Here is a 14,385-nt window from a genome sequence, read left to right on the forward strand (position 1 = left end):
GCTAAGGTGTCCGCACGTTCAAGGGGTGGACACGGTGGGAGGGTCGTCATGAGCGGAAGCGGAAGCGGAAGCAGCACACACCCGGGTGGTACGGGATCCTTCGCCTGGAGCCGGACCGGCCGGGCCGTGGCCGCCGCGAAGCTGATGCTGGGCTGGGTGGCACTGCTCTGGCTGATCGAGGCCGTCGACTACGCCACCGGGCACGCGCTGGACTCCTACGGGATCACCGCGCGGGAGGCCGACGGCCTGAGCGGGATTCCCCTGGCGCCCTTCCTGCACTTCGGCTTCGACCACGTGGCCTCCAACAGCGTCCCGCTGCTGGTCCTCGGCTTCGTCACCGCACTGAGCGGCATCGGCCGCTTCCTGGCCGTCTGCGCGGCCATCGTCCTGGCGGACGGCTTCGCGGTCTGGCTGATCTCCCCGCCCCACAGCATCACGGCGGGCGCCTCGGGCCTGATCTTCGGCCTCTTCGGCTACCTGCTGGTCCGCGGCTTCGTGGAACGCAGCCCGCTCGGCGTGGCGGTCGCCGTCGTCATCGCCGCCGTCTGGGGCACGACCTTCCTGGCCGGAGCCCTCCCCACCGACTCGGTGGTCAGCTGGCAGGCCCACCTCTTCGGCCTCCTGGCCGGCGCGGCGGTGGCCGCGGTGGCGCGGCCCCGGCCGGAGGTGGCGGCGCTCTAGGCTCCCGGGTCCACCGGGAGGGCCGACGTGTCCAAGGAGACCTGGCCGATGCCGGTCGCCACAATGACCTTCTCGCCGTACGGGAACACGTCGCGTCCCCGGTAGCCGTCGGGCCCCGGATTCCAGAGCGTCGTGCACTGAGCCTTGTACGGGTCGAAGATCAGGTAGTGCGGAATCCCGCGCCGGGCGTAGGCCCGGTCCTTGACCTCGTAGTCGTTGCGCACGCTGCTCGGGGAGACGACCTCGATGACGAGTTCCACAAGGTCCGGCGGGTAAGCGCTGAGGTTCTTGTCCGCCTCCACGCCAGGGATGACGGCGAGGTCGGGACAGAACTCGTTGTCGCCGTCGAAGGGGACGGCGACGTCGCTGATGAACCCCCACTCCGGCGGAATCTGGTCTTCCAGCGTGTTCCACAGCAACCGGATGGTCTTGGCGTGGTGCGGCTTCAGCGGACTCATCACGATGGCGCCCTCGACAATCTCCATCCGGTACCCGGGGAACATGTCCTCGAACCGGCTGAGCTGTGAGTGCAGGCGCTCGCTCTCCGAGACGGTCACGTCGGCCTCCCTGTCCATGCACTCGATGGTATGCCGCACGCTAGCCACCGGGGCAGGTCGCGAACCGCCGGTTCCGGCAGGGCACACACGATCGAGCTACAGCGACAGCCCCCGCACCACCAGGTCCAGCAGCGCGCACACGAACAGGGCCATGCCGATGAAACCGTTCACCGTGAAGAAGGCGCGGTTCAGGCGGGACAGGTCGTGCGGGGTGACGATCGTGTGCTCGTAGACGAAGGCGGCCACGACGATCAGCAGGCCCAGCCAGAACAGCCAGCCCGCGTCCGTCGCCACCGCGTACCAGGCCAGCAGGCCCGTGGTCACCACGTGCGCGCCGCGCGCGCCCCACAGGGCGGCGGGGATGCCGAAGCGGGCCGGGACGGACTTGACGCCCTCCGCGCGGTCCGCGGCCACGTCCTGGCAGGCGAAGATCAGGTCGAAGCCGCCGATCCACACGCCCACCGCGAGGCCGAGGATCACCGCGTCCCAGGACCACTCGCCGGTGATCGCGATCCAGGCCCCGACCGGGCCCATCGCCTGGGCGATGCCGAGGATGGCGTGCGGGAAGTTCGTGAACCGCTTCCCGTACGGGTACACCACCATCGGCACGACGGCGATCGGCGCCAGCATCAGGCAGAGCGGGTTCAGCAGCGCCGCCGAGCCGAGGAAGACGGCCAGGGCGATGCCGGCGCCGGTCCAGGCGGAGCGGACCGAGACGGCGCCCGTCACCAGCTCGCGCCCGGCGGTCCGCGGGTTCCGCGCGTCGATCTCCCGGTCGATGATTCGGTTGGCGGCCATCGCGAAGGTCCGCAGCCCCACCATGCAGACGGTGACGAGCAGCAGCTCGGTCCAGTGCATCCGCTCGTCGAGCGTGTACATGGCGGTGAGTGCGGCGATGTAGGCGAAGGGCAGTGCGAAGACCGAGTGCTCGATCATCACGAGCCGCAGGAACGCCTTCACCTTGCCGGTGGCCTGCGGCGCGGGCCCGGATCCGAGGACGCCCTCAGCGGCGGAAGTCATACGAGGTCCCTTCGGAACTGTTCGAGGTCGGCCCGCAGCCCGTCCGGTGGGACCGGCCCGATCTCCATGTCGAGGTGATTGGTCGTGTCGTGCCCCAGCGGGGTGAGCCGGGCCACGAAGGCGATGTCACCGTTACCCACAGGCACCACGGCCAGCCGCAGCGGGTTCGCGCGGCTTTCGCTGACCTCGGTCCAGAAGGCCGCGGGTTCGCCGGCGCGAGTGCCGGCCAGCAGGCGCTCCGCGAAGGCTGCGACCTCCTCGGCCTCCACGTGCGCCTCGAAGTCCGCGGTGAACTCGCCGCCCCAGTCGGCGGTGACGCGCCACCCGTCGGCGGACCGCTCGGGGGCGGTCAGCGCGACCCAGACCTCGTCGCCCCCGATCCGGAGTCTCGGGGTCACTCCAGACTCCGGCGGAAGTCTTCGAGGTCGGCCAGCAGGTCCGCCGTGTGGAGCGGGCCGAGCTCCAGGGTCCACGGGCCCGCGTCATGGCCCTCGGGCGGGGTGACGTGGGCGGTCAGCCGCCAGGTGACGGCGGCGGACGGGGTCGCCTCCAGGCGCAGGAAGTTCCCGGCCTCGGCGGTGAACGGCTCGGCGGACGCCAGGGCCCGCTGGAGCTGCTCCGCGAAGTCGTCCGCTTCGATGTCCCGCGCGCCGGGCAGCTCGAAGCCGTCGCCCTCGCCGTCCTCGTCGAGCATCAGCGCCCAGACGTTGCCGGGCCCCGCGAACTCCTCGGGCGAGACGCCCGCCTGCTCGGCGGCCTCGCGGACGCCCGGGTCGGCCGGGTCGAGTTCCGGGCGGACCAGGGCCACGTAGACCGTGTCGGTCCCGATGAAGAGGGCGGGGCCACCCGTCTCGATGTCGCTCACAGTCCGTATTCCTTCCAGCGACTGTCGACCAGGGCCGCGGTCGCGGGGTCGGACTCGACCATGTCAGGCCAGCCGCCGTCGCGGGTGTAGCCCTCCGTCGGCAGTTTCTTCGTGGCGTCGATGCCCGCCTTGCCTCCCCAGAACTGCTGGTAGGAGGCGTGGTCCAGGTGGTCCACCGGGCCCTCCACGACGGTGAGGTCGCGGGAGTAGTCCGTATTGCCGAGCGCCCGCCAGGAGACCTCGTGGAGGTCGTGGACGTCGCAGTCCTTGTCCACCACGATGATCAGCTTGGTCAGCGACATCATGTGCGCGCCCCAGATGGCGTGCATGACCTTCTGCGCGTGCTTCGGGTACTTCTTGTCGATCGAGACGATCGCGCAGTTGTGGAAGCCGCCCGACTCGGGGAGGTGGTAGTCCACGATGTCCGGGACGATGATCTTGAGGAGCGGCAGGAAGAAGCGTTCCGTCGCACGGCCCAGCGGACCGTCCTCCGTCGGCGGCCGGCCCACCACGATCGACTGGATCAGCGGACGCTTGCGCATCGTCACGCAGTCGATCTTCAGTGCGGGGAAGGGCTCCTGCGGGGTGTAGAAGCCGGTGTGGTCGCCGAAGGGGCCTTCGGGGAGGGTCTCCCCGGGCTCCAGCCAGCCCTCGATGACCACCTCGGCATGGGCCGGGACCTGGAGCGGGACCGTCTTGCAGTCCACCATCTCGATCCGCTTGCCCGCCACGAACCCGGCGAAGAGGTACTCGTCGATGTCGCCCGGCAGCGGCGCGGTCGACGCGTACGTCACGGCCGGCGGGCAGCCGAAGGCGATCGCGACGGGCAGCCGCTCACCGCGCGCCGCGGCCACCGCGTAGTGGTTGCGGCTGTCCTTGTGGATCTGCCAGTGCATGCCGATGGTGCGCTTGTCGTGGCGCTGGAGGCGGTACAGGCCGAGGTTGCGCACGCCCGTCTCCGGGTGCTTCGTGTGCGTGAGCCCGAGGTTGAAGAAGGACCCGCCGTCCTTGGGCCAGGTGAAGAGGGCCGGCAGCTGGTCCAGGTCCACGTCGTCGCCGGTGAGGACGACCTCCTGGACGGGCGCGGACTCGCCCTTCACCTTCTTCGGCGGCACGTGCACCATCGAGCCGAGCTTGCCGAAGGCCTCGCGGACGCCGATGAAGCCCTGCGGCAGCTCCGGCTTGAGCAGGCCGCCGATCTTCTCGCTGATCTCGGCGTACGACTTCAGGCCGAGGGCCTTCAGCAGTCGCCGGTCGGTCCCGAAGACGTTCATGGCCAGCGGCATCGCCGAGCCCTTGACGTTCTCGAAGAGCAGCGCGGGTCCGCCCGCCTTGTTCACTCTGTCGACGATCTCCCCGACCTCTAGGTACGGGTCCACTTCGGCCTTGATGCGCTTGAGGTCGCCCTCCCGCTCCAGAGCCCGGAGCAGCGAGCGGAGATCGTCGTAAGCCATGCGGGCAATTGTGGCATCCCCGCTCAGAGCCCGAACCGCGGCGGGGCCTCTACCCTGGAAGAGTCCACGGCGGACCTGCCCGGTCCGCACCGTTCTTCTGGGGGTCGGTCCCACACCGTGCTGCGCTATCTGCCGTTCCTGCTGATCATCGCGCTGACCATCTACACCTTCATCGACTGCCTGAACACGCCGGAAGAAGAGGTCAAGCACCTTCCGAAGGTCGTCTGGGTCATGATCATCCTGCTCTTCTCGATCATCGGTCCGGTGGTGTGGCTCTTCGCGGGCAAGAAGCGGGTGCCCGGCGGCGCCGGCGGCGGCCGGTCGCGCCCGGGCCGCCGCACGTGGGTGGCCCCCGACGACAACCCGGAGTTCCTGAAGTCCCTGCGCGAGGAGCGGGACGAGAAGGAGCGGGACGACAAGGAGAAGGACAAGGAGTAGGGCAAGGAGTAGGGCTGGGCCGGGGCCCACGGGGCTCCGGTCCTACGGGGCTCCGGCTCTACGGGGCTCCGGCTCTACGGGGCTTCCGCGCCCGTCCGGGCCGCCGCCCGCTGCGCCGCCTGCGCGAAGGCCCGTACGGCGCCGGTGTCCTCGCCCGCGCGCCAGACCAGCCCGTACCCGACCGGCTCCGCGTCGGTCACCGGAACGTGGGTGACACCGGGGCGGGCGTGGTAGGCCGCCGCGTGGGCCGAGGTCAGCAGGGCGCCCCGGCCCGCCGCGACCAGCATCAGCGCCTCCTGCAGGTTCGTCACCTCCGGGCCGCGCCGGATCGGCCGCCCGCCCGGGGTGCACGCCGGGGCCTGGTGCTCGCGCAGGTACGCGGGCAGGTCCCCGGCCACGGCCAGCAGCGCGACCCCCGCCAGCTCCTCCAGCGTCACGGAGTCCCGCGCGGCCAGCGGATGCCCGGTGGCCACGGCCAGCGCCCGCGTCTCGGTGAACAGGGTCGGCCCCTCCCCCAGATCGGGTTCGCGGACGGGGAACTCGGCGAAGGCCACGTCGAAGGCCCCGCCGCGCAGTTGCCCGTACGGGTCGGAGAGCGGGACCTCGCACACCTCGACGCTGAGGCCGGGGTGCGTGGTGCGCAGCGCCTGTGCGGCGCTCAGGACGAGTTCGCCGGCGGGCGGGGTGGTGAAGCCGACGTGCAGCACCCCGTCCGCGGCGCGGGCCGTCGCCGCGGCCCGGTCCAGGGCGGCGCCGATGCCGCGGTGGTGGGGTTCCAGGTCGGCGCGGAGCTGGGCGCCGAGCGAGGTGAGGGCGACGCTGCGGCTGGTGCGCAGGAAGAGCCTGGCTCCGACGCGCCGTTCGAGGCGCTGCACGAGCTGGCTCACGCGGGCCCGGGAGAGCAGCATGCGCTCGGCGGTGCGGCCGAAGTGCAGCTCCTCGGCCAGGATCAGGAAGCAGTCCAGCTCGTCGCGATCGGTAAGCATGGCTGAACGAACGTTGAGATCTTCGCCGTTGTTCCCGTGCGGGCGGCGGGCGAGGGTGGTTGAGCCGGCAACTTTCCGCTCTTCCTTCCCTTCCCTCCCTCGATCCTGCGAGGTCTTTCCGTGGACTCCAACCCTGCCATCCGCGGGCGCCGGCTCGGCGTCCTGCTCGTCCTGTGCGGCGCCATCTTCCTCGAAGGCATCGACGTCGCGATGCTGAACGTGGCCCTGCCGTCCATCCGCGCCGACCTCGGCCTCGAAACCGGCGTGCTCCAGTGGGTGATGAGCGCCTACGTGCTCGGCTACGGCGGCTTCATGCTGCTCGGCGGCCGCGCCGCCGACCTCTTCGGCCGCCGCCGGATGTTCATCGGCTGGCTGACGGTGTTCCTGCTCTTCTCCGGGCTCGGCGGGCTCGCCACCGAGGGCTGGCAGCTGATCGCCGCCCGCTTCGTGACCGGGGTCGCCGCCGCCTTCATGACCCCGGCGGGCCTGTCCATCATCACCACCGGCTTCGACGAGGGGCCCCAGCGCGAGAAGGCACTGCTCGTGTACTCGGGCACGGCCGCCGCCGGGTTCTCCGTCGGACTGGTCACGGGCGGGCTGCTCGCCTCGGTGGGCTGGCGCTGGGTGTTCTTCGCTCCCGTGGCCCTGGCCGCGCTGATCCTGGCGGGCGCCCTGGCCTTCGTACCCAAGCCTCCGAAGGAGCTGCCGGCCGCGCGCCGGGAGCGGGGCCGGATCGACGTGTGGGGCGGGGTGCTCGTGACCGCGGGCGTCGTGCTGCTCGTCCTCGGCGTCGAGGAGCTGGCGGCGCCGCCCGCGGTGGCGGGGCTGGCGCTGCTCGGGGCGTTCGCCCTCGTCGAGCGGCGCACGGCCGAACCCCTGGTCCGGCTGGGCATCCTGCGCTCCCCCGGGCTGCTGCGGGCCAACGCGGCGGCGCTGCTGTTCTCGGCCGCGTTCTTCGGCTTCCAGTTCCTCGTGGTGCTCTACCTCCAGGAACTGCGCGGCTGGTCCACCCTGCAGACCAGCCTCGCGATGCTGGTGATCGGGATCGACGCGGTCCTCTCGCCGACCGTGGTGCCCAAGCTGGTGGCGCGGTACGGGAACGGCCGGCTGATCTTCGGCGGACTGCTGCTGGCGGCGCTGGCGTACGGGCTGTTCCTGCCGCTGGGCACCGACTGGTCCTACCTGCTGATGCTGCCGAGCCTGATCCTGCTCGGCCTGGCCTTCGCCCTGGTCTACGGGCCGCTGACCATCGTCGCAACCGAGGGGGTCGCGGAGCAGGAGCAGGGCCTGGCGGGCGGTCTGCTGTACACGGCGTTCCAGTTCGGCGCGGCGCTCGGGCTGGCCGGTGTCACGGGGGTGGCGGCCGGCGCCGCCGATCCCCTGGAGGGGTACCGGGCGGCGCTGCTCGTCCCCTTCGCGGCCGTCCTGGTGGCCGCGGCCGTCAGCCTGCCGGGGCTCCGGCGGGGCTCACACCGCCCAGGGCAGGGGGCGGGCGCCCTCGGTGCCGGGGACGGAGACGAGGCCGTCGGCGCGCATGGCGACGTACACCTCGGTGTCCGCCAGGGCGTGGACGTGGCGCAGGACGTCCGGGGGTAGCACCACGGCCTCACCCGCGGCGACCTTCTCGGTGCGGCCGCCGCAGGTGACGTCCAGGGCGCCGACGGTGACGGTCCAGACCTGCTCGCGGCTGACGGAGTGCTCGGGGCCGGTGATCCCGGCGGGGATGGCCGCGTGCCAGGTGCTCAGCTCGGCGCTGCCCCGGCTGGGGGAGGCGTAGCCGGTCATGGTCGCGTTCGGGGTGGTGATGACCTGGTCGGGGGACGGGGTGATGACGCGCACGGCGGGTTCCTTCACTTCCGGGGCATATGAGTCAAGCTGCTTTACTCACCCGAGTAAAGCAGCTTGACTCACCTGTGTCACCATGTTTCCGTGACCACCCACCAGAGCGACGACGGCAGCGGCAGCAGCGGCGACCACGACGGCACCGAGCTGGCCTTCCTCCTCGGCCTCGGCTTCCAGCTCCTGCTCGGCGAGTTCACCCGCCGCCTCGACGAGGCCGGGTACGCCGACGGCCTGCGCCCCCTGCACGGCATGGCCTTCCAGGCCCTGGGGCCCTCCGGCGCCACCGCGACCGAACTCGCCGAACGGCTCGGGGTGACCAAGCAGGCCGCCGGACAGCTCGTGGACGACCTGGAGCGGCGCGGCTACCTGCGCCGCGCCCCGCACCCCGAGGGCGGCCGCCGCAAGCTGGTGGTCCTCACGGAGGCCGCGACGGCCCACCTGGGGGCCGCCGGACGGGTCCTGCACGAGCTGGAGGCCGAGCTCGGCCGCGGCAGCGTCGACCTCGGCGCCCTGCGCACCGAACTGGGCCGCCTGGTCCGCACCCTGAACGGGGACGGCCCCCTCCCGCCGCTGCGCCCCAACTGGTGACGGAAACGCCGGAGGGGCCGGGCCGCCTTTCGGCTGCCCGGCCCCTCCTGTGTTCCGTCGTGTTCCGTCCGACGGGTGCTAGACGCCCGCGTACGAGTGCTTGCCGCTCAGCAGGATGTTCACGCCGTAGTAGTTCCAGATCCAGCAGGCGAACGCGAAGAGCGCGAGGTACGCGGCCTTGCGGCCCTTCCAGCCGGCGGTGGCGCGGGCGTGCAGGTAGCAGGCGTACGCCACCCAGGTCACGAAGGACCAGACCTCCTTGGGGTCCCAGCCCCAGTAGCGGCCCCACGCGTCGCCGGCCCAGATCGCGCCCGCGATGATCGTGAAGGTCCACAGCGGGAAGACGGCCGCGTTGATGCGGTACGAGAACTTGTCGAGCGAGGCCGCCGACGGGAACCGCTCCATGACCGAGGTGGCGAACTTGCCGGGCTGACCGCCCCGCACGAGCTTCGCCTCGTAGGAGTCGCGGAAGAGGTACAGGACCGCGCCGGCCGCGCCGATGTAGAAGACCGCACCGCAGATGATCGCGGTGGAGACGTGGATCAGCAGCCAGTACGACTTCAGGGCCGGAACCAGCTGGTCGCTGTCGGTGTAGAGCACCGTGGTGGCGATGCCCAGGTCGAGCAGGACCGTGGTGACCAGGAACAGGCCGAGCCAGCGGACGTTCTTCTTCAGCGCGAGGAGCAGCAGGTACGCGCCGACGGCCACCGTGGAGAAGGTGATCGAGAACTCGTACATGTTGCCCCAGGGGGCCCGCTCCACCGACAGCGCGCGGGCGCCGACCCCGGCCGCCGCGAGGAGGAAGCCGAGGGCGGTCAGCGAGACCGCGATGCGCCCGTACAGGTCGCCCTGGACGGTGCCGCCGGCCGCGCCGGGGCCGTCGGGGACGTCACGGCTGCCGGCGGCGCTGCGCGTGACCACCTTGGGCTTGTCGAGGACGGCGGTGCCCCCGGTTTCGCCGGCTCCACCGGAGCTGCGCACCCCCTTCTGCCGCACCTGGACGGCGGGCGCGGCGGACGCGGTCCCGGAGTGGGTGAGCGCGGCGGCCGTACGGGCCACCTTGCTGCGGCTGCCGAAGATCCACTCGGCGATGTGGGCGAAGAAGGCGAGGGTGTAGACCGCCATGGACGCGTAGATCAGGTTGTTGCTGAGGTGAGCCAGACTCTCGTTGGCTGCGGCCGCGAGCTGCATCACGCGCGCTCCCCTTCGACTTCTTCGGCTTCTTCGGCAGGCTGGGCAGACTGGGCAGGTTCGGGTTCGGTATCGACGGCAGGGGGCGCGGGCGCCGCGCTCGGTGCCTGCTCGTGGAGCACGCCGGCCAGGACGGCCAGCTCCTCCGGGAGCTTGGCGGACTCGCTGCGGCCGAGGCCCGCCATCTCGACGACGGTCACGCCGTCCTTGCCGCGGACCGCGCGCACCCAGATCCGGCGGCGCTGGATGAACAGGGAGCCGGCGAGTCCGGCGATGGCGGCGATGGCGCCCGCGAGCGCGAGACCGCTGCCGGGCTGGTGGGTGATCGAGAAGGTCGCCCAGCGCTCGATGCCCTCGAACTTCACGGTGCCCTGACCGCCGGGCAGTTCCATGCTCTCGCCGGGCAGCATCCGCTTGGCGAGCGGCTGGCCGTCCTCGGCCTTGAACTGCTGCATCTTGGAGGTGTCCAGCTGGTACACGTTCTGCGGCAGGCCCGAGTCCACGCCGAGGCTGCCGTGCCACGCGTTCAGCGCGAGCGCCGGGAAGTCCAGCTCCGGGAACTGCGAGAACATCGTGCCCTGGCCGGCGCCCGCGAAGGTCGGCACGAACATCGCGGCGAAGCCGAGCTGCGTCGTCTTCCCGTCCTTGTCCTTGTAGCCGTCGGTGACCTTGATGGCGCCGGTGGAGGTGAGGTTGCCGTCCTGCGGCAGCATCGGCACGGCGTCCTTGTAGATCACCTTGCCGGTGGAGTCGGTCACCGAGATGACCGGCGCGTAGCCGTGGCCGAGCAGGTAGACCTTGGAGCCGTCCACCTCCAGCGGCTTGTTGACCTGGATCTCGCGCTTCTCCGGCTTGCCGTGCGCGCCGTTGTTGAAGGTGACGTACGCCTTGAAGTCGCGCGGGGTGCCCTTCTGCGGGCCCGTGCGCTCGAAGGTCGCGTCGAACTTGTCCAGGGTGAAGGAGAAGGGCGGCAGGTCGTCGGGGTCGAAGAGGCCGCCGGCCTTGAAGTCGTCGTACTGGGTGAGCGTGTTCGAGAAGCCCTTGCCGCGCAGGACGAGCTTGCCGCCCTCGGACTTGAAGTACTGGCCCCAGGCGAAGGCGATCAGCATGACGATCAGCGCCACGTGGAAGATCAGGTTCCCGGCCTCGCGCAGATAGCCCTTCTCGGCCGAGACGGACCCCGTGCCCGCCTCCGTACGGAAGCGGCGGCGGCCGAGCAGGCCGCGCGCGGAGGCGAGCACCTCGTCCGGGGCGGTGTCCGTGCGCCACGTCGTGTACGCGGGCATCCGGTCGAGCCGCTTGGGCGGGGCCGGCGGCCGGCCGGTGAGCTGGCCGACGAACTGCCAGGAGCGCGGCAGGATGCAGCCGATCAGCGAAATGAACAGCAGCAGGTAGATCGCGGAGAACCACACCGAGCTGTAGACGTCGAAGAGCTGGAGCTTCTCGGCGACGCCCACCCAGGAGGCGTGCTCCTTCTTCCAGGCGGCGACCTTCATCAGGTCGACCTGGTTCTGCGGGACCAGCGAGCCTGGGATCGAGGCCAGGGACAGCATGAAGAGCAGGATCAGCGCCACCCGCATGGAGGTGAGCTGCCGCCAGAACCAGCGGGCCCAGCCGAGCACCCCGATGCCCACGGGGCCGCCGGGGGCGTCCTCCAGGGGGGCGGTGGACAGCTGCGCGCCGGCGGCCGCCTCGGCCGAGGCTTCGGCCGAAGCGGCTTCGGCGGAAGCGGAATCCTCGGACTCCGGGGCATCGTGCGGCGCCTCGGTGGACGCCTTGTCGGTCGTACTCATGTCCGTGTAGTCCTCAGATCCCCACCGTGAAGCCGCTGGTCCAGCTCTGCATGTCGCTGACGATGCTGCTCCAGATTCCTGTGACGAGCAGCAGACCGGTCAGGATCAGCATGCCGCCGCCGATCCGCATCACCCACGCATAGTGCTTCTTCACCCAGCCGAACGCGCCGAGCGCCTTGCGGAAGGCGAGCGCGGTCGCGATGAACGGCAGGCCCAGTCCCAGGCAGAAGACCACGGTCAGCAGCGCGCCGCGGCCCGCGGTCGCCTGGTCGATGGACAGGGTGCCGACGGCCGCGAGGGTCGGGCCCATGCAGGGGGTCCAGCCGAGGCCGAACAGCACGCCGAGCAGGGGTGCACCGAGCAGGCCGACGGTCGGCTTCTTGTGGAAGCGGAACTCCCGCATCGTCAGACCGGGGATGGCGCCCATGAAGAACAGCCCGAGCAGGATGACCAGCCCGCCGAGGACCCGGGAGATGACTTCCTTGTTCGCGTCGAGGGTCTGTCCGAAGTAGCCGAACAGCGCGCCGGTCGAGACGAACACCGCGGTGAAGCCGAGCACGAACAGGCTCGCGCCGCCGAGCATCCGACCGCGCCGGGCCTCGGCGAGGTCGGCTCCGCCGACACCGGTCACGTAGGAGAGGTAGCCGGGGACGAGCGGCAGCACGCAGGGTGAGAAGAAGGAGACCAGCCCGGCGAGCAGGGCGATCGGCAGGGCGAGCAGCAGGGCGCCGTTGAGGACGGTCGTGTTCACGCCGGTCGGTTCGGCGGCGAGCACGGCCCCTGAGAGCGTGGAAAGCGCGGTGACCACGAGGTCACTGCTCCGCGAGGAGCGGGTCGATCATCGAGCGCAGCTGCGCCTCGTTGACCGCGGCCAGGGTGCGGGCGGCGATCTTGCCGTCCTTGTCGAGGATGATCGTGGAGGGGATGGCCTGCATGTTGAGCGTGCCCTTGGGGAACCGGAGCATCAGCCTGCCGTCCGGGTCGAAGAGGCTCGGGTAGGTGATCCCGTAGGTCTCTTCGAAGGAGGCCGCGTTCTGCTTGGTGTTGTCGCGGGTGTTGATGCCGACGAAGGCGACGGGCTGCCCGGCCGCCTCCAGTTCCTTGGAGACCTTCGCGAAGTACGGGGCCTCGGCCCGGCACGGCGGGCACCAGGAGCCCCAGACGTTGAGGACGACGACCTTGCCCTTGAGGGTGGTGGTGTCCAGCGTCTTGTCGTCCACGGTCTCGCCGTCGAGCTTGGGGGCGTCCGTGCGCTTGCCCTTGGCGACCGTGGAGATGCCGTTGGAGCCCATCACGTAGTTGCCTCCGGCGGAACCGGAGGGCTTGCTGCCGCCGTCCGCATCGGTGCACGCCGTGAGGGTGAGGGCGCTCGCGAGGGTCACCGCGGTCAGCAGGATGGCGCGGCCGCTGGTCGAGCGGCTGCGGCGGGGGGCGCGGCTAAGGCTCATGTGAAAAGTTTCGCATGAGCGGTTTGCGGATCTTCCGCGCCCCCCGGGCGTCTGCTAAGCCGCTGGTCAGGTGCTGACCGGCGGCGGGTCAGGCCGCGGTGAGATACGTGCCCCAGCCACCGGTCGGGGCCTGGCCGGGGCCGAGCGTGCGCAGCTTGGCCAGCACCTTGGGGTCCTGGACGTCCAGCCAGTCGGCGAACTGCCGGAAGGATACGAGGCGTACGTCCTTTTTGTCCGCCATGCCCTTGAGGGATTCCTCGACGGCGTCCATGTAGATGCCGCCGTTCCACTGCTCGAAGTGGTTGCCGATGAACAGGGGTGCGCGGTTGGTCTCGTAGGCCCGCTTGAAACCGCCCAGGTAGGCGGCGGTGGCCTGGGTGCGCCAGGCCGGGTAGTTGGACGGGACGCCCTTGGTGGTGTTCTTGGACTGGTTCGCGAGGATGTTGTAGTCCATCGACAGCACCTCGAAGGAGTGCCCGGGGAACGGGAGCGACTGCAGCGGCAGGTCCCACAGTCCGCCGCGCTTGACCGGCCACTGCTGGAGACCGCCGGGCGAGCTGGAGTCGTAGCGCCAGCCCAGCTTCTGGGCGGTGGGCAGCAGGTTGTCCTGGCCGAGCAGGCAGGGGGTGCGGGCGCCGGTCAACTCCTTGCGGTAGTCGAAGGGCAGCGGCTCGACGTCGGTCCAGCCGGTGTTGGTGCGCCAGTTGGTGACGAAGGACACGGCCTGGTCGATCTCGCTCTGCCAGTCCTCCGGGGTCCACTTGCCGACCGAGCCGGAGCCGCCGCAGAAGTGCCCGTTGAAGTGGGTGCCTATCTCGTGGCCGTCGAGCCAGGCCTCGCGCACGTACTTGAGGGTGTTGCGGACGTTCTCGTCCTTGAGGTACCCGATGTCGGAGGCGCCGACCGGGTTCTTCGGCGGCCGGTAGAGGTCCTTCTTCGACTCGGGCAGGAGGTAGATGCCGGAGAGGAAGAAGGTCATCGCCGCGCCGTGGTCCTTGGCGAGCTTGAGGAAGCGGGGGAAGAGCCCGTTGCCGATCTCGCCCGCGCCGTCCCAGCTGAACACCACGAACTGGGGCGGCGTCTCGCCCGGCTGGAGGGGTACGGGGGCGGCCGGCTGGTGCGGCTGCGGCCCGGTGTCGGCGGTGGATCCGTCACCTATGGGCTTGACCGCCGCGGCGGCCGAACCGCTCGGGGCGGCGGGCTGCGGGGCGCCCGACGGGTTGACCGGTCCGGGGTTGCCCGCACCGGACGGCCCGCCGACGCTGCACCCGGCGACACCGGCCGCGGCGGCGGCCCCAAGTCCGAGTCCGAGTACTCCTCTTCGGCTGAAGCCGCGCATATCGCTCATGAAATTCATACAATCGGACATTTCGGCGATGTCGAGGGGTGACACGGCCTCATCCGGCAACTTGTATGAAATTAGGCAGAGTCTTGACCAAACGGGCATCGACCGAGGGGTTGCGCTCGGCTGCCGCGACTCATGGATCCGGGCCCGGCCCCCCGAGGGGGCCGGGCCCGGACG

Annotated in this window: 15 protein-coding genes and 1 pseudogene; 4 read left to right on the forward strand and 12 right to left on the reverse strand. The window is 70.8% G+C overall.

All coding sequences use genetic code 11. From position 1 onward, the window contains the following. The first annotated feature begins 48 nt into the window (after nucleotides 1-48). On the forward strand, nucleotides 49-681 hold the full coding sequence (locus tag AC3IX6_RS15335) for a rhomboid family intramembrane serine protease (RefSeq protein ID WP_489370635.1): 633 nt from the start codon (nucleotides 49-51) through the stop codon (nucleotides 679-681). Here the strand turns inward: AC3IX6_RS15335 and AC3IX6_RS15340 are convergent. The 5 genes from AC3IX6_RS15340 to AC3IX6_RS15360 form a co-directional block, all read right to left on the reverse strand. After that, a complete protein-coding gene (locus AC3IX6_RS15340; protein ID WP_489370636.1) occupies nucleotides 678-1,256 on the reverse strand; it encodes a Uma2 family endonuclease in 579 nt (192 codons plus the stop codon). The genes AC3IX6_RS15335 and AC3IX6_RS15340 overlap by 4 nt on opposite strands. A 78-nt stretch (nucleotides 1,257-1,334) precedes the next feature. Then, nucleotides 1,335-2,258, reverse strand: coding sequence for a menaquinone biosynthesis prenyltransferase MqnP (mqnP, locus tag AC3IX6_RS15345; protein ID WP_489370637.1), 924 nt, complete (start codon nucleotides 2,256-2,258; stop codon nucleotides 1,335-1,337). Beyond that, nucleotides 2,255-2,656, reverse strand: a complete 402-nt coding sequence (locus AC3IX6_RS15350) for a hypothetical protein (protein WP_489370638.1) — start codon at nucleotides 2,654-2,656, stop codon at nucleotides 2,255-2,257. The genes mqnP and AC3IX6_RS15350 overlap by 4 nt, the downstream gene beginning before the upstream one ends. Continuing rightward, complete coding sequence (locus AC3IX6_RS15355) at nucleotides 2,653-3,123, reverse strand: hypothetical protein (protein ID WP_489370639.1); 471 nt, start codon at nucleotides 3,121-3,123, stop codon at nucleotides 2,653-2,655. Before AC3IX6_RS15355 ends, AC3IX6_RS15350 begins: the two co-directional genes overlap by 4 nt. Next, nucleotides 3,120-4,577 carry a menaquinone biosynthesis decarboxylase gene (locus AC3IX6_RS15360; RefSeq protein ID WP_327305209.1) on the reverse strand — a complete coding sequence of 486 codons (1,458 nt, stop codon included), beginning with the start codon at nucleotides 4,575-4,577 and terminating at the stop codon, nucleotides 3,120-3,122. Before AC3IX6_RS15360 ends, AC3IX6_RS15355 begins: the two co-directional genes overlap by 4 nt. Nucleotides 4,578-4,694: 117 nt before the next feature. Between AC3IX6_RS15360 and AC3IX6_RS15365 the strand changes: the two genes are divergently transcribed. Then, nucleotides 4,695-5,015, forward strand: coding sequence for a PLD nuclease N-terminal domain-containing protein (locus AC3IX6_RS15365; protein ID WP_489370641.1), 321 nt, complete (start codon nucleotides 4,695-4,697; stop codon nucleotides 5,013-5,015). A gap of 74 nt (nucleotides 5,016-5,089) precedes the next feature. Here the strand turns inward: AC3IX6_RS15365 and AC3IX6_RS15370 are convergent, their stop codons facing one another. Continuing rightward, nucleotides 5,090-6,001, reverse strand: a complete 912-nt coding sequence (locus AC3IX6_RS15370; RefSeq protein ID WP_489370642.1) for a LysR family transcriptional regulator — start codon at nucleotides 5,999-6,001, stop codon at nucleotides 5,090-5,092. A 138-nt stretch (nucleotides 6,002-6,139) separates the two neighbouring features. Between AC3IX6_RS15370 and AC3IX6_RS15375 the strand changes: the two genes are divergently transcribed. Beyond that, nucleotides 6,140-7,597: an MFS transporter gene (locus AC3IX6_RS15375; protein WP_489371455.1), complete on the forward strand. Its 1,458-nt coding sequence runs from the start codon at nucleotides 6,140-6,142 to the stop codon at nucleotides 7,595-7,597. 9 nt (nucleotides 7,598-7,606) lie between these two features. On the opposite strand, the pseudogene AC3IX6_RS15380 reads toward AC3IX6_RS15375, so the two are convergent. Further along, a pseudogene (locus tag AC3IX6_RS15380) lies at nucleotides 7,607-7,786 on the reverse strand (cupin domain-containing protein); the annotation flags it as partial. A 144-nt stretch (nucleotides 7,787-7,930) separates the two neighbouring features. Here AC3IX6_RS15380 and AC3IX6_RS15385 point away from each other — a divergent pair. Further along, nucleotides 7,931-8,431 carry a MarR family winged helix-turn-helix transcriptional regulator gene (locus tag AC3IX6_RS15385; RefSeq protein ID WP_489370643.1) on the forward strand — a complete coding sequence of 167 codons (501 nt, stop codon included), beginning with the start codon at nucleotides 7,931-7,933 and terminating at the stop codon, nucleotides 8,429-8,431. 78 nt (nucleotides 8,432-8,509) lie between these two features. Here AC3IX6_RS15385 and ccsB read toward each other — a convergent pair whose 3' ends face one another. The 5 genes from ccsB to AC3IX6_RS15410 all read right to left on the reverse strand — a co-directional run bounded on the left by ccsB (nucleotide 8,510) and on the right by AC3IX6_RS15410 (nucleotide 14,202). Next, the gene (gene ccsB, locus AC3IX6_RS15390) at nucleotides 8,510-9,622 is read right to left on the reverse strand and encodes a c-type cytochrome biogenesis protein CcsB (protein ID WP_489371456.1); all 1,113 of its coding nucleotides are present in this window, start codon (nucleotides 9,620-9,622) and stop codon (nucleotides 8,510-8,512) included. Then, nucleotides 9,622-11,415 carry a cytochrome c biogenesis protein ResB gene (gene resB, locus AC3IX6_RS15395; RefSeq protein ID WP_489370644.1) on the reverse strand — a complete coding sequence of 598 codons (1,794 nt, stop codon included), beginning with the start codon at nucleotides 11,413-11,415 and terminating at the stop codon, nucleotides 9,622-9,624. Before resB ends, ccsB begins: the two co-directional genes overlap by 1 nt. A gap of 13 nt (nucleotides 11,416-11,428) precedes the next feature. Next, nucleotides 11,429-12,223: a cytochrome c biogenesis CcdA family protein gene (locus tag AC3IX6_RS15400; RefSeq protein ID WP_489370645.1), complete on the reverse strand. Its 795-nt coding sequence runs from the start codon at nucleotides 12,221-12,223 to the stop codon at nucleotides 11,429-11,431. A 4-nt stretch (nucleotides 12,224-12,227) separates the two neighbouring features. Further along, entirely contained in the window at nucleotides 12,228-12,863 is a 636-nt protein-coding gene (locus AC3IX6_RS15405) for a TlpA family protein disulfide reductase (RefSeq protein WP_489370646.1), read from the reverse strand. An 88-nt stretch (nucleotides 12,864-12,951) separates the two neighbouring features. Beyond that, nucleotides 12,952-14,202 (reverse strand): polysaccharide deacetylase family protein, encoded by a 1,251-nt coding sequence (locus AC3IX6_RS15410; protein ID WP_489371457.1) that lies wholly within the window; start codon nucleotides 14,200-14,202, stop codon nucleotides 12,952-12,954. Nucleotides 14,203-14,385: the final 183 nt, after the last annotated feature.

The sequence above is a fragment of the Streptomyces sp. GL_141 genome (assembly GCF_057834385.1).